The organism is Pseudomonas sp. EZ-C24, assembly GCF_014525325.1.
Lineage (GTDB): Bacteria > Pseudomonadota > Gammaproteobacteria > Pseudomonadales > Pseudomonadaceae > Aquipseudomonas > Aquipseudomonas shirazensis.
The window spans coordinates 314239-327358 of sequence record NZ_JACDIU010000021.1; the positions used below are offsets into that span (position 1 = coordinate 314239).

The window sequence follows — 13120 nt, forward strand, 5'->3', positions numbered from 1 at the left end:
GCTCCCCTTTTTTATGTCGCGGTTTTACCTGGTTACTCGAACAGCGCGTCGAGGGCCTGTTCAAGCCGGGTCACGGCAATCACCTGCAGCCCCGGCGGAGACTCCTTGGGCGCATTGCCCTTGGGCACGATGGCACGCTTGAAGCCATGCTTGGCGGCTTCCTTCAAACGCTCCTGGCCGCTGGGCACCGGCCGTACTTCGCCAGACAGGCCGATTTCACCGAACACCAGCAGGTCATGGGCCAGGGGCCGATTGCGCAAGCTCGACATTACTGCGGCCAACAACGCCAGGTCAGAGGCCGTTTCCAGTACCTTGACCCCGCCGACTACGTTGAGGAACACGTCCTGATCGTGGGTCGGGATGCCGCCGTGCCGGTGCAAGACGGCCAGGAGCATGGCCAGGCGGTTCTGGTCCAGGCCCAGGGTGACCCGGCGCGGGTTGGCCAGATGGCTGTCGTCGACCAGCGCCTGCACCTCGACCAGCATCGGTCGGGTGCCTTCCCAGGTCGCCATGACCACACTGCCGGGGACTTCTTCCTGAGTGCGATTGAGGAAAATCGCCGACGGGTTGGAGACCTCTTTCAAGCCGCGATCGGTCATGCCGAACACGCCCAGTTCGTTGACCGCGCCAAAGCGGTTTTTCACCGCACGCAACAAGCGCAGACGACCATCGGACTCGCCCTCGAAATACAACACGGTATCGACCATGTGCTCGAGCACCCGCGGCCCGGCCAGCGAGCCTTCCTTGGTCACGTGACCAACGAGGAAGATCGCCGTGCCGCTCTGCTTGGCGTAACGCACCAGCAATGCCGTGCTCTCACGGACCTGGGCGACCCCGCCTGGTGCGGATTGCAGCTGTTCGGTGAAGATGGTCTGGATCGAGTCGATGACCATGACCCGCGGCTGCTCGACGCGAGCGGTGGCGATGATGGTCTCGATGCAGGTTTCGGTCATGACCTTGAGCTTGTCCTGCGGCAGGCCCAGACGCCGTGAGCGCATCGCTACCTGCTGCTGCGACTCTTCGCCGGTGACATACAGTGCCGGCATGGCGGCGGCCATGTGGCACAGGGTCTGCAACAGGATGGTCGATTTGCCGATACCCGGGTCACCACCGATCAGCACCACCGAACCATCGACCAGACCGCCACCGAGCACCCGGTCGAGTTCGCCGCTGCTGGTGCTGAAACGGGGGATTTCTTCGACGCTGACTTCGGCCAGGGTCTTGAGCTGGGCCTGCTGGCCAGTCCAGCCGGCACGCCCGCTGGGCGCCGCGGCGCCACCGCTCTCGATCATGCTCTCGACCAAGGTGTTCCAGGCGCCGCACTCGCCGCACTGGCCCGCCCATTTGGGAAAGGTCGCGCCGCACTCGGTGCAGCCATACAAGCGCTTGGCTTTGGCCATAAGGCAGTCTCCCGGAAAAAAGTGGTCATGATAGCCGAGCCAGACGTGTCTCGAACGCTGCAGGATGCGACAAAACTATTCGATCTAACCGCAGTCACTTACTAACCTCAGTCACTGCAGCGTCACGCATGAAGCGTTTTAGTGGCTTACACTGCGTTTTACTTATCCATTTGTTACAAGGAATAAACCATGGGCATGATCAGTGAATTCAAGGCATTTGCCGTCAAAGGCAATGTGGTCGATATGGCGGTCGGTATCATCATCGGCGCCGCCTTCGGCAAAATCGTTTCGTCGTTCGTTGGCGACGTGGTGATGCCGCCACTGGGCCTGCTGATCGGTGGCGTCGACTTCAGTGACCTGGCAATCACCCTGAAAGCCGCGCAAGGGGATATCCCGGCTGTCGTGCTGGCGTATGGCAAGTTCATTCAGACCGTGATCGACTTCGTCATCGTCGCATTCGCCATCTTCATGGGCGTCAAGGCGATCAACCGCCTCAAGCGCGAAGAAGCCGTGGCGCCTACCACGCCACCGGTGCCAACCCCTCAGGAAACCCTGCTGACCGAGATTCGCGATCTGCTCAAGACGCAGAATCAGAACCGTCTGCCCTGATTGAAACAAAGGGGCGCGGTGCGCCCCTTTACCAGTAGTTTTCCACCGCAACCTGGCCTGGACGCTTGCTCAGGTTGAGTTGCAGATCGCGCGTCTTCAGTACCTGACGCGTGTCGTCGATCATCTGCGGGTTGCCGCAGAGCATGATCCGCGAATGCTCGGGGGATAATTCAAGCCCCGCCGCCCGCTCCAGCTCGCCGCTTTCAATCAACTGGGTAATCCGGGCATTCAGTGCACCCGGATACGCTTCGCGCGTGACGACTGGAATGAACTGCAACTTGCCGGCATATTCGGCCAGATAGTCGCGCTGCTCCAGCCCGGCAATTTCATCGACGTAGGCCAATTCCGCGGCCTCGCGTACCGAATACACCAGTTTGATGTTGTCGAAGCGTTCCCAGACTTCGAAGTCCTGCAGGATCGACATGAACGGTGCAATGCCGGTGCCGGTTGCCAGCAGCCACAGATCGCGGCCAGCTGGCAGTCGATCAAGGGTCAGATAGCCGAACGCCTGGCGATCGATAAGCAAGCTGTCGCCCTGCGCCAGGCGGCTGAGCTCGCTGGTGAATTCGCCGCCAGGCACAACGATCGAGAAGAAATCCAGATACTCGTCATGCGGCGCACTGACCATCGAGTACGCCCGCCAGACCACGCTGCCATCGGCTTTGCTCACGCCCAACCGAGCGAACTGCCCTGCGCGAAAACGAAAGCCTGGATCGCGCGTCACGCGCAGGGAAAACAGGTTAGGCGTCAACGGCCGAACGTCGAGCAGAGTCTGGCGGGTGAACTTGTCGGCGCTGGCGGTCATGACGGGCTCCATAAATCAGATGCGCCCAGTTTCGCCTAAAGCTGACTGAATGAACACCGACGGTTTGCAGGGGCAAGGCGCGAAATGAATGGCGGGAACAGCGTTAATGAGAAAGAAAACAAACAAGAGGACGACTCTTTTCCTACACTGAGTCAGGCAGGTTGAGCAACGCCTCCAACAAAGCCGGCGCCATCGCCATCGCAGCCAGCCGTGGGCTGTTCTGAGCGCAACCTCCCCCCCGTGGATAAAGCCCTGTAGAATCTCGCCCCTCAAGCTCGTCGTGGTCTGCGCCGAGCAGATTCATAGCTGAGCCCCACGCCATGCCCCTGCTGACCAGCCCCTTCGCCGAACTCGATCTGATCCGCCAACCGGAACAGGCCGACGACCCGCTGCAAGCGTTCGACGCTGCCGACCAGTACCTGCTCGAGCACCTCGCCAGCCAAGGTTTGCCCGCCGACTGCCGTGTGCTGGTACTCAATGACAGCTTTGGCGCATTGGCGGCCAGCCTGTGCGACAGCCTGCAAGTGACCAGCAGCGGCGATTCGCACCTGGCCCGCATGGCTCTGGAAAAGAACCTCGTGCGCAACGCCAAGGCGTTCGACAGCGTGCCGTTCGTGCCGTCCAACCAGGTCTGGCAGGGGACGTTCGATCGGGTGCTGGTGCGGGTGCCGAAAACCCTGGCCTTGCTTGAAGAGCAGTTGATCCGCCTGCGAGGCCACCTGGCACCGGGCGCCGAGGTGATCGCCACGGCCATGATCAAGCACTTGCCGCGTGCCGCTGGCGACTTGCTGGAAAAGTACATCGGCCCGGTGCAGGCCTCGCTGGCGCAGAAAAAAGCGCGCCTGCTGACGGCCAGCTTCAGCAAACGGGCTCCGGCTCAATCGCCCTACCCTAGCCGTTACACCTTGGATCAACCGCCCCTGGAGCTGGTCAACCACGCCAATGTGTTCTGCCGCGAAGGACTGGATATCGGCACCCGTGCGTTTCTCCCGCACCTGCCGCGCGATCTTGGTCAGGCCCGGGTCGCCGACCTGGGTTGCGGTAACGGCGTGCTGGCGATCGCCTGTGCGCTGCTCAACCCACAGGCGCAGTTCAGTCTGGTCGATGAGTCGTACATGGCCGTGCAGTCGGCACTGGAAAACTGGCAGGCGGCATTGCCCGAGCGGCCGGTTGAGGTGCTCGCGGCAGACGGCCTGGCCGGGTTCGAGAAGCAATCACTGGATGTGGTGCTGTGCAACCCACCGTTCCACCAACAACAGGTGGTCGGTGACTTCCTCGCCTGGCGCATGTTCCAGCAGGCCCGCGATGCGCTGGTGGTGGGCGGCGCACTGTACATCGTCGGCAACCGCCACCTGGGCTATCACAGCAAGCTGGCGCGGTTGTTCCGTGGGGTCGAGCAAGTTGCCGCGACCCCCAAGTTCGTCATCCTCAAAGCGCGCAAGTAATTCGCCCGGTCAATGCGTGCTCAGCCCGGCTGCGCTCATGAACATGCGCATCAGCCAAGCCAGCACACCCAGGGCGGCGACACTCGCCGCCCAGATCATCACCAGCCAACCTAGCCGCTGCCACAGTGGCTTCTTCTGTTCGACACCGGTCATGCCGCGCACCTCCTAGTGATAGCCCTGGTCATGGGTGACTTTGCCGCGGAACACGTAATAGCTCCAGAACGTGTAACCGAGGATCAACGGCAGGATGAACAGCGTCCCCACCAGCATGAAGCCCTGGCTCTGCGGCGGTGCGGCGGCCTCCCAGATCGAGATCGACGGCGGGATGATGTTTGGCCAGACGCTGATCCCCAGGCCGCTGTAGCCCAGGAAGATCAACACCAGGGTCAGCAGAAACGGCGTGTAGTGCGCTGAGCGGGCAATCGCCTTGAACAAGCCATAGAACGTCACCATGACCAGAATCGGCACCGGCATGAACCACAGCAGGTTAGGCATGCTGAACCAGCGCTCGGCAATCTGCGGGTAAGCGATCGGCGTCCACAGGCTGACGATGCCGATGACCGCCAGCAGTACCAGAGCCAGGGGCCGGCCAAGCACATGCATCTGCTGTTGCAGCGGGCCTTCGGTTTTCATGATCAGCCAGGTGCAACCCAGCAAGGCGTAGGCGACGATCAGGCCCAGCCCGGAGAACAGGCTGAACGGCGTGACCCAGTCCCAGGCGCCGCCGGCATAGTGGCGGTCGACCACCTTGAAGCCCTCGATGAACGCGCCCAATGCCACACCCTGAAAGAACGTCGCCAGCAGCGAGCCGCCGATGAACGCCTTGTCCCACACGTGGCGCTTGGCAGCAGTGGCCTTGAAGCGGAATTCGAAGGCCACACCGCGGAAGATCAACCCGATCAGCATCAGGATCAGCGGCAGATACAGTGCCTCCAGCACCACCGCGTAGGCCATCGGAAACGCCCCGAACAAGCCCGCTCCGCCCAGCACCAGCCAGGTTTCGTTGCCGTCCCAGACCGGCGCGACGGTGTTCATCATCACGTCGCGGTCATGCTCGGCCTTGACGAACGGGAAGAGAATGCCGATGCCCAGGTCGAACCCGTCCATCACCACATACATCATCACGCCAAAGATGATGATCACAGCCCAGATCAGCGGAAGATCGATACCCATGGCTCAGTTCCTCTCGGTCAGGCTGGAGTTGGCCTCATGGCCGTCATCGGCAGCGGACAAGGGCCGCGCCGGGGTCCGTTTTTGCCCTGGGCCGCCAGGTGGCTGCTCTTCTTCACCGGTATGCGGGCCTTTGCGCACCAGGCGCATCATGTACGCCAGGCCGGTGCCGAACACCGCAAAGTAGACCACCACGAACATCACCAGAGTGAAGCCAAGCTGGCCGTAGCTGTGGTTGGAGACGCCATCGGCCGTGCGCATCAAGCCATACACCACCCACGGCTGGCGGCCGATCTCGGTGGTGAACCAGCCAGCCAGGATGGCGATCAGCCCGGATGGCCCCATCCACAACACGAAGTACAGGAACGGCCGCGAATGGTAGATCGCGCCGGTTCTACGCAGCCACAGGCTCCACAGGCCAGCGGCAATCATCAGCATGCCCAGCGCAACCATTACCCGGAACGACCAGAAGATGATCGTCGAGTTGGGCCGATCCTCTTTGGGGAATTCCTTCATGGCCGGCACTTGCTTGTCCAGGCTGTGAGTCAGGATCAAACTGCCGAGCACCGGAATCTCGACCTTGAAGCGGGTGGTTTCGGCTTCCATGTCGGGGATGCCGAACAGAATCAGCGGGGTCGCCTCACCGGGCTTGTTCTCCCAATGGCCTTCGATGGCGGCGATTTTCACCGGCTGATGCTTGAGCGTATTGAGCCCATGGAAGTCGCCGATAATAGCCTGCACCGGGGCCACGATCAGGGCCATCCACATCGCCATCGAGAGCATCTTGCGCACGGCCGGGTTGTCGCGCCCGCGCAGCAGATGCCAGGCCGCCGAAGCGCCGACGAAGAACGCCGTGGCGACGAAGGCGGCGGTGGCCATGTGCGCCAGGCGGTAGGGGAACGACGGGTTGAAGATCACCGCCAGCCAATCCACCGGGATTACCCGGCCATCGATGATTTCGTGGCCCTGTGGGGTCTGCATCCAGCTGTTGGAAGCCAGGATCCAGAAGGTCGAGACCAGTGTGCCCAGCGCCACCATCAGCGTCGAGAAGAAGTGCAGGCCGCGGCCTACTCGGCTCCAGCCAAACAGCATGACGCCAAGGAAGCCCGCTTCGAGGAAGAAGGCAGTGAGCACTTCGTAGGTCAGCAATGGCCCGGTGACGGCGCCGGCAAAATCAGAGAAGCGGCTCCAGTTGGTGCCGAACTGATAGGCCATGACCAAACCCGAGACCACGCCCATACCAAAGTTGACGGCGAAGATCTTCGACCAGAAATGGTAGAGATCGCGGTAGATGCGGTTGTCGGTTCTCAACCACAGGCCTTCGAGAACGGCCAGATAACTGGCCAGGCCAATGGTGATGGCCGGGAACAGGATGTGAAAGGACACGGTAAAGGCGAACTGGATTCGGGCGAGCTCTAGGGCTTCTAAGCCGAACATGGTGCTTCCTCTTCAGGTGAACCGGCATTTCGGGCTTGTGGCCCTGATGCCCACTGCCCCCACGGTTATCGAGTGCGACCTGTTGGAATTGTTCTATTCGATTGCAGGGATTCACGCCGCACAGGCCGATCAATGCATTTGCAACGATTGACCCAGATCAATGGCTGTATCCAGCATAGCCCCGAATTCCGCCCCAGGGCCTGTGGCTGGATGCCGCGTGGCGCATTGCCCCACCCTCTTCCATGCAATGGCAAAAGGTGCTTGAGCAGGACTTATGCAACTCTTTGTTACAAACAGATGATAGGCTGCAGAGCCCCGGGTTTCTTATAGGTCGCAGGCTGCCGATGTCCGACTCTGCTCCGCTGTTGTTGCGTCACCACCGCCCCTTTCTCGCGTTCTGGCTGGCCCGCGTGTTTACCGCGAGCGGCTTTCAGATGCTCACTGTGGCGATTGGCTGGCAGCTCTATCAGCTGACCGGCAACGTGCTCGATCTGGGCCTGGTCGGCCTGGTCGAATTCGCCCCGCGGGTGTTGTTCATGCTGCATACCGGGCACGTGGCCGACCGCTATGACCGGCGCCGGGTGGCGGCGCTGTGCCAGAGCCTGCAAGCGCTGATTGCGCTGGCACTGGTGCTCGGCAGTGCCACCGACAACGTCAGCCGTGAGCTGATCTTCTGCCTGGCCTTCCTGCTCGGCGCCGCACGTTCGTTTGAAATGCCGGCGACTCAGGCCCTGCTGCCCAACGTGGTCCCGCCCGGACTGTTCCCGCGGGCCGTGGCAGCCTCGGCATCGGCGACCCAGGCCGCTACTATCGTCGCCCCTGCGGTCGGCGGCTTGTTGTATGCGCTGGGCAGCATCTGGGTGTACGGCCCGACCGTGGCGCTGTATGTGATCGCCTGCGGCCTGACCCTGAGCCTGGATGCCCGCCAGCAGGTCCAGCAGCGCGGCCGGGCGACGCTGGAGTCTCTATTGGCCGGGATACGCTTCATCCGTAGCCGGCCGGACATCCTCGGTGCCATCTCGCTGGACCTGTTCGCCGTGCTGCTGGGCGGCGCCACGGCGTTGTTGCCGGTGTTTGCCAAGGACATCCTGTTGACTGGCCCGTGGGGCCTGGGCCTGCTGCGTTCGGCGCCGGCAGTCGGCGCGCTGTTGATGTCGGTATGGCTGGCGCGCTTCCCGTTCGAGCGCAAGGTCGGCCGGACCATGTTCACCGCAGTCGGCGTGTTCGGCGTGGCCACCATCGCCTTTGGCCTGTCGACCTCGTTCTGGTTCTCGCTGGCGGTGCTGGTGGTACTGGGCGCGGCAGACATGATCAGCATGGTCATCCGCAGCGCTTTCGTGCAGCTGGAGACGCCTGACGAAATGCGCGGCCGGGTCAGCGCGGTAAATGGATTGTTCATCGGGGCTTCGAACCAGCTCGGGGAGTTCGAGTCAGGTATTACCGCGCACTGGTTCGGCACCGTACCGGCAGTGGTGCTGGGCGGCGTCGGCACGCTGGTGGTGACCGGGGTGTGGATTAAGTTGTTCCCGAGCCTGGCCAACCGCGATCAACTGCACAGCCAGCCGGTAGCAGAAGCGCCAGCGGCGTCAGCTGCACCGATCAAAGGTTGACCCCGCCAGCAGCAGGCTCATCTGCTGCTCGTAGCCGACCCGGGCGCGAAAGCCGTTGCCGCTTTCGCGCCAGCCGGTTGCACGGTACAAGGCCAAAGCGCCGAGGTTGGCGCGGTCCACTGACAACTGCAGGCGCCTGAGATCAGGCCACATGGTGCGCAAAAGAGCCGGTAGCGCCTGCATGCAAAAGCGCCCAAGGCCCTGCCCCTGAAACCTGCGATCGACCTGCAACGCAGTCATCATCGCTGCATCAGGTTGACCCCAGGCGGGCAGAAATGCGCCACGCTGAAGCAGCAGAAACGCTCTGGGCACATCATCGAGCAACAGCGCGACGCCGCGGCGCTGATCAGAGCCGCAACCGAGTAACAGATACAAGGCATCAGCGATATCGCCGGCGAAGCACTGCTGCTCTGACGGCAGCTGGATCTCCAGCAGTTGCCCACGCTGGGCCGGGGTTAGCTGCGAGTAGTCAATCAGCTGCACAGCGGCATCTCGGCGGCGGCCGTCTGGGTGATCGGCACTGAATGCGCAGTGTATCGCGACATTGATTACCGCTCAGCAAGCATGCTGGTATGATGCGCGGCTTTTTTCTACCCCAGATAAAACCACGGCATCCGGTACGGTCTGTGCTTTGCTGATGAGGTCGATACATTAACGGCGCCCCGGAGGCGTCTTTGGGAGCGGGCATGCTGGAAAGGCTGTTTCAACTAAAAGCACACAACACCAACGTGCGCACCGAGATACTTGCGGGCGTGACCACGTTCCTGGCCATGGCCTACATCCTCTTCGTCAACCCGAGCATCCTCGGCGAGACCGGTATGGACAAGGGCGCGATCTTTGTCGCGACGTGCCTGGCTGCGGCCATCGGCTCGGCGACCATGGGCCTGATCGCCAACTACCCGATCGCACTGGCGCCGGGCATGGGCCTGAACGCCTTCTTCACTTACACCGTGGTCCTGCACATGGGCCATACCTGGCAGGTGGCGCTGGGTGCGGTGTTCATCTCGGCGGTGTTGTTCTTCCTGCTGTCGATCTTCCGCATCCGCGAGTGGATCGTGAACAGCATTCCGCTGCCGCTACGCTCGGCCATCGCCGCCGGTATCGGCCTGTTCCTCGCGCTGATTGCGCTGAACAATGCCGGCATCGTCGTTGATAACCCAGCCACCCTGGTTGGTTTGGGCGACCTCAAGAAGCCTGCTCCGGTGCTCGCTGCACTGGGCTTCTTCCTGATCGTCGCGCTGGAAGCAATGAAGGTTCGCGGTGCAGTACTGATCGGCATTCTAGCCGTCACCGTAGCCTCGATCCTGATGGGCGTGACGCCGTTTGCCGGTGTAGTCTCGATGCCGCCATCGCTGGCGCCGACCTTCCTCCAGCTGGACATCGCTGGTGCTTTGGATGTGGGCCTGGTCAGCGTGATCTTTGCCTTCCTGTTCGTCGACCTGTTCGACAACTCCGGCACCTTGATCGGCGTCGCCAAACGCGCAGGCCTGATGAGCAAGGACGGCCACATGCCGAAAATGGGCCGGGCACTGATCGCCGACAGTACCGCAGCCATGGCCGGCTCGCTGCTGGGTACCTCGACCACCACCAGCTACATCGAGTCGGCAGCAGGCGTTAGCGCCGGTGGCCGTACGGGCCTGACCGCCATCGTGGTCGCGGTGTTGTTCCTGCTGGCGCTGTTCTTCGCGCCGTTGGCCGGCAGTGTGCCGGCCTTCGCCACCGCACCGGCGCTTTTGTTCGTCGCCGTGCTGATGGCCTCGGGCCTGGCTGAAATCAACTGGGACGACGTCACCGAGGCAGCCCCTGTGGTGGTGACTGCCCTGGCCATGCCGCTGACCTACTCGATCGCCAACGGCATCGCCTTCGGCTTCATTGCCTGGACCGCGATCAAGCTGCTGTCGGGCCGCCGCCAGGACCTGAACCCGGCGCTGATCATCCTGTCGATTCTGTTCGTTATCAAGCTGGGCTGGTTCAACGCATGAGTTCTGTTTTCGATCCATCTGCCTACCAAAGCCTGCTGGCGCCAAAAGTCGAGCGCCTGCGCGAGCTGCTGGCGCCGTTCAGCGCGCCCGAGCCTGTGGTGTTCGAGTCGCCGCGCGAGCACTACCGCCTGCGCGCCGAGTTTCGCCTGTGGCGTGAAGACGGCCAGCGTCACTACGCCATGTTCGCCCCGGGCGAAAAGCACAAGGCGATCCTGATCGAGGATTTCCCGATTGCCAGCCAACGCATCAATGCGCTGATGCCGCGCCTGAAAGCGGCCTGGCAGGCGAGCGAGACGCTGAGCAACCGGCTGTTCCAGGTGGAGTTCCTGACCACCCTGGCCGGCGATGCGATGATCACCCTGTGCTATCACCGCCCGCTCGACGACGAGTGGGAAGCTGCCGCCCGCGAGCTGGCCGCCGAGCTCGACGTGAGCCTGGTCGGCCGCTCCAAAGGTAAACGTCTGGTGATTGGCCGTGACTATGCGGTGGAAAAACTCGACGTCGCCGGCCGCACCTTCAGCTACCGCCAGCCCGAGGGTGCTTTTACCCAGCCCAACGGCGCGGTCAACCAGAAGATGCTCAACTGGGCCTTTGAGGCCATCGGCGAGCGCGACGACGACCTGCTCGAGCTGTACTGCGGCAACGGCAACTTCACCCTGCCGCTGGCAACCCGCGTACGCCAGGTGCTGGCCACCGAGATCAGCAAGACCTCGGTCAATGCCGCCTTGCACAATCTCGACGAAAACGGCGTGGATAACGTGCGCCTGGTGCGCCTGTCGGCCGAAGAGCTGACCGAGGCACTGAACGAGGTGCGCCCGTTCCGCCGCCTGCAGGGCATCGACCTGAAGAGCTATCAGTTCGGCACGGTGTTCGTCGACCCGCCGCGCGCGGGGATGGACCCGGATACCTGCGAGTTGACTCGACGCTTCGAGCGTATCCTGTACATATCCTGCAACCCGGAAACTCTGGCGGCCAACATCGCCCAGTTGCACGATACGCACCGGATCGAACGCTGCGCCCTGTTCGACCAGTTCCCCTATACCCACCATATGGAAAGCGGTGTGCTGCTGGTCCGACGCTGAACCGACCTCTGCCGGGGCTGCAATGCTTCGGCACGGCCACCCCACCAGCATCGAGCAACTGGCCAGCCAGGCCCTGCTCGGCTACAGCCGCCTGACCCACCCGCAGCGCTTGCAGCTGCGCAGCCCGGCAGACGAGCAGTGCGATGTGCTGATGCCGGCGCCAGCGAGGCTTTTGGGGGCCTCGCTGGCGTAGGCTGGTTTCAGGCTTGTATCAGAAGTCGAAGAACACCGTCTCGCCTTCGCCCTGAATCCGCATGTCGAAGCGATAGGCAGTCTTGCCGTCGACTTCGCAGCGTTTGGCAATCAGCGTCTCGCGCCGTTGCGGCTGCTCGATCAGGTTGAGCACCGGGCACTTGGCGTTGGCCTCGGCTTCGTCATCAAAGTACAGCCGCGTGTGCAGTTGGATATTGATGCCGCGGGCAAACAGGCTGATGTTGATGTGCGGCGCCATTGGCACGCCGGCGGCATTCTTGACCACACCCGGTTTGACCGTGTGCAGCGTCCAGTCACCGGAGTCGAAGGTGGTGGCGGTACGGCCAAAGCTGTTGAACGGGTTTTCCAGGTTGTACTGATCCTGGTACTGGCCGTCGGCATCGGCCTGCCACACTTCCAGAAACGAATCACGCACCAGATGGCCATTGCCATCGTAGACCTGACCGATCAGCAGGATGTGCTCGCCGGCGGCTTCAGGGCGCGCCAGGGTGTTCCAGATTTCGGTCGGCCGAACCGGGTTGCCCGCTGCTTGCAGGGCCAGGCCGATGTGCACGTAAGGGCCGGCAGTCTGCGACGGGGTTTCCGGCAGCAATTCAATTGGCATGTCGCGGCTCCTCAGCGGTTTTCGAAGTGGGTCTGGCGCTGACCGCGCAGAACGATGTCAAAACGGTACGCCAGGCAATCCATCGGATTGGCGTTGCTCATGTCGAGCTTGGCAATCAGTTGCTGCACCGCTTGCGGGTTGGCGATCGACTTGACGATCGGGCACAGCGGGATCAGCGGATCACCTTCGAAGTACAGCTGGGTAATCAACTTGGTCGAGATCGACGGGCCGCTGATCGAGAAGTGAATGTGCGCCGGGCGCCAGTCATTCGGGCCGTTGCGCCATGGGTACGGGCCGGGCTTGATGGTGCGGAAGCTGTAATAGCCATCGCGGTCGGTCAGGGCCCGGCCGACACCGCCGAAGTTGGGGTCCAGCGGCGCCAGGTAACGGTCGTTCTTGTGGCGGTAACGGCCGCCGGCGTTGGCCTGCCACATTTCCACCAAGGTGTTTGGCACTGGTTTGCCGTACTGGTCGATCACTCGGCCGGCGACGATGATGCGCTCGCCGATCGGCAGGCCACCGTTGTCGAAGTTGAGCAGCAGGTCGTTGTCGTGCTGGCCAAAGCCCAGGTGAGTGAAGTCCGGGCCGGTGGTTTCACTGATCGACTGCGGGATGCTGACCAGCGCCTGGCGCGGCGAGCGGGCAATCGACGTCTTGTAATCTGGGGTCAGCGCTTTCGGGTGCCAGTTGCGATCACGGATCACGAAGCGGCTGGTGTCCTCGGCAGGCATACCGGTGTTCCTCTTATTGGAGTTGTGCGAGC

The 13120-nt window shown here is 62.5% G+C and carries 14 protein-coding genes; 6 read left to right on the forward strand and 8 right to left on the reverse strand.

Features of this window, described 5'->3' with window-relative positions:
* Positions 1-32: 32 nt before the first annotated feature.
* The gene (radA, locus tag IDM28_RS18830) at positions 33-1400 is read right to left on the reverse strand and encodes a DNA repair protein RadA (protein WP_101322090.1); all 1368 of its coding nucleotides are present in this window, start codon (positions 1398-1400) and stop codon (positions 33-35) included.
* 189 nt (positions 1401-1589) lie between these two features.
* Between radA and mscL the strand changes: the two genes are divergently transcribed.
* A complete protein-coding gene (mscL, locus tag IDM28_RS18835; RefSeq protein WP_101322091.1) occupies positions 1590-2009 on the forward strand; it encodes a large-conductance mechanosensitive channel protein MscL in 420 nt (139 codons plus the stop codon).
* 28 nt (positions 2010-2037) lie between these two features.
* On the opposite strand, the gene IDM28_RS18840 is transcribed toward mscL, so the two are convergent.
* The gene (locus IDM28_RS18840) at positions 2038-2814 is read right to left on the reverse strand and encodes a ferredoxin--NADP reductase (protein ID WP_150573012.1); all 777 of its coding nucleotides are present in this window, start codon (positions 2812-2814) and stop codon (positions 2038-2040) included.
* A 320-nt stretch (positions 2815-3134) separates the two neighbouring features.
* Between IDM28_RS18840 and IDM28_RS18845 the strand changes: the two genes are divergently transcribed.
* On the forward strand, positions 3135-4259 hold the full coding sequence (locus IDM28_RS18845; RefSeq protein ID WP_188036649.1) for a methyltransferase: 1125 nt from the start codon (positions 3135-3137) through the stop codon (positions 4257-4259).
* A gap of 9 nt (positions 4260-4268) precedes the next feature.
* Here IDM28_RS18845 and IDM28_RS18850 read toward each other — a convergent pair whose 3' ends face one another.
* The 3 genes from IDM28_RS18850 to IDM28_RS18860 are packed head-to-tail and all read right to left on the reverse strand — an operon-like array spanning position 4269 to position 6866.
* A complete protein-coding gene (locus IDM28_RS18850) occupies positions 4269-4412 on the reverse strand; it encodes a DUF2474 domain-containing protein (RefSeq protein ID WP_150570687.1) in 144 nt (47 codons plus the stop codon).
* Between the two features lie 12 nt (positions 4413-4424).
* The gene (gene cydB / locus IDM28_RS18855) at positions 4425-5432 is read right to left on the reverse strand and encodes a cytochrome d ubiquinol oxidase subunit II (RefSeq protein ID WP_150570688.1); all 1008 of its coding nucleotides are present in this window, start codon (positions 5430-5432) and stop codon (positions 4425-4427) included.
* Between the two features lie 3 nt (positions 5433-5435).
* Positions 5436-6866, reverse strand: a complete 1431-nt coding sequence (locus IDM28_RS18860; protein ID WP_188036650.1) for a cytochrome ubiquinol oxidase subunit I — start codon at positions 6864-6866, stop codon at positions 5436-5438.
* Positions 6867-7210: 344 nt separating this feature from the next.
* Between IDM28_RS18860 and IDM28_RS18865 the strand changes: the two genes are divergently transcribed.
* Positions 7211-8476: an MFS transporter gene (locus tag IDM28_RS18865; RefSeq protein WP_150570689.1), complete on the forward strand. Its 1266-nt coding sequence runs from the start codon at positions 7211-7213 to the stop codon at positions 8474-8476.
* Here the strand turns inward: IDM28_RS18865 and IDM28_RS18870 are convergent.
* Complete coding sequence (locus tag IDM28_RS18870) at positions 8453-8959, reverse strand: GNAT family N-acetyltransferase (protein ID WP_188036651.1); 507 nt, start codon at positions 8957-8959, stop codon at positions 8453-8455. The two genes, IDM28_RS18865 and IDM28_RS18870, sit on opposite strands and share 24 nt — an antisense overlap.
* Before the next feature lie 203 nt (positions 8960-9162).
* Here IDM28_RS18870 and IDM28_RS18875 point away from each other — a divergent pair, with 203 nt between their 5' ends.
* The 3 genes from IDM28_RS18875 to IDM28_RS18885 are packed head-to-tail and all read left to right on the forward strand — an operon-like array spanning position 9163 to position 11733.
* Positions 9163-10458, forward strand: a complete 1296-nt coding sequence (locus IDM28_RS18875; protein WP_101322099.1) for an NCS2 family permease — start codon at positions 9163-9165, stop codon at positions 10456-10458.
* Entirely contained in the window at positions 10455-11540 is a 1086-nt protein-coding gene (gene trmA / locus IDM28_RS18880) for a tRNA (uridine(54)-C5)-methyltransferase TrmA (protein WP_101322100.1), read from the forward strand. The genes IDM28_RS18875 and trmA overlap by 4 nt, the downstream gene beginning before the upstream one ends.
* A 22-nt stretch (positions 11541-11562) precedes the next feature.
* Positions 11563-11733 (forward strand): hypothetical protein, encoded by a 171-nt coding sequence (locus IDM28_RS18885; RefSeq protein WP_181107799.1) that lies wholly within the window; start codon positions 11563-11565, stop codon positions 11731-11733.
* A gap of 18 nt (positions 11734-11751) precedes the next feature.
* On the opposite strand, the gene pcaG is transcribed toward IDM28_RS18885, so the two are convergent.
* Complete coding sequence (gene pcaG / locus IDM28_RS18890; protein ID WP_150573010.1) at positions 11752-12357, reverse strand: protocatechuate 3,4-dioxygenase subunit alpha; 606 nt, start codon at positions 12355-12357, stop codon at positions 11752-11754.
* A gap of 11 nt (positions 12358-12368) precedes the next feature.
* Positions 12369-13088 carry a protocatechuate 3,4-dioxygenase subunit beta gene (gene pcaH, locus IDM28_RS18895; RefSeq protein WP_101322102.1) on the reverse strand — a complete coding sequence of 240 codons (720 nt, stop codon included), beginning with the start codon at positions 13086-13088 and terminating at the stop codon, positions 12369-12371.
* Positions 13089-13120 lie beyond the last annotated feature (32 nt).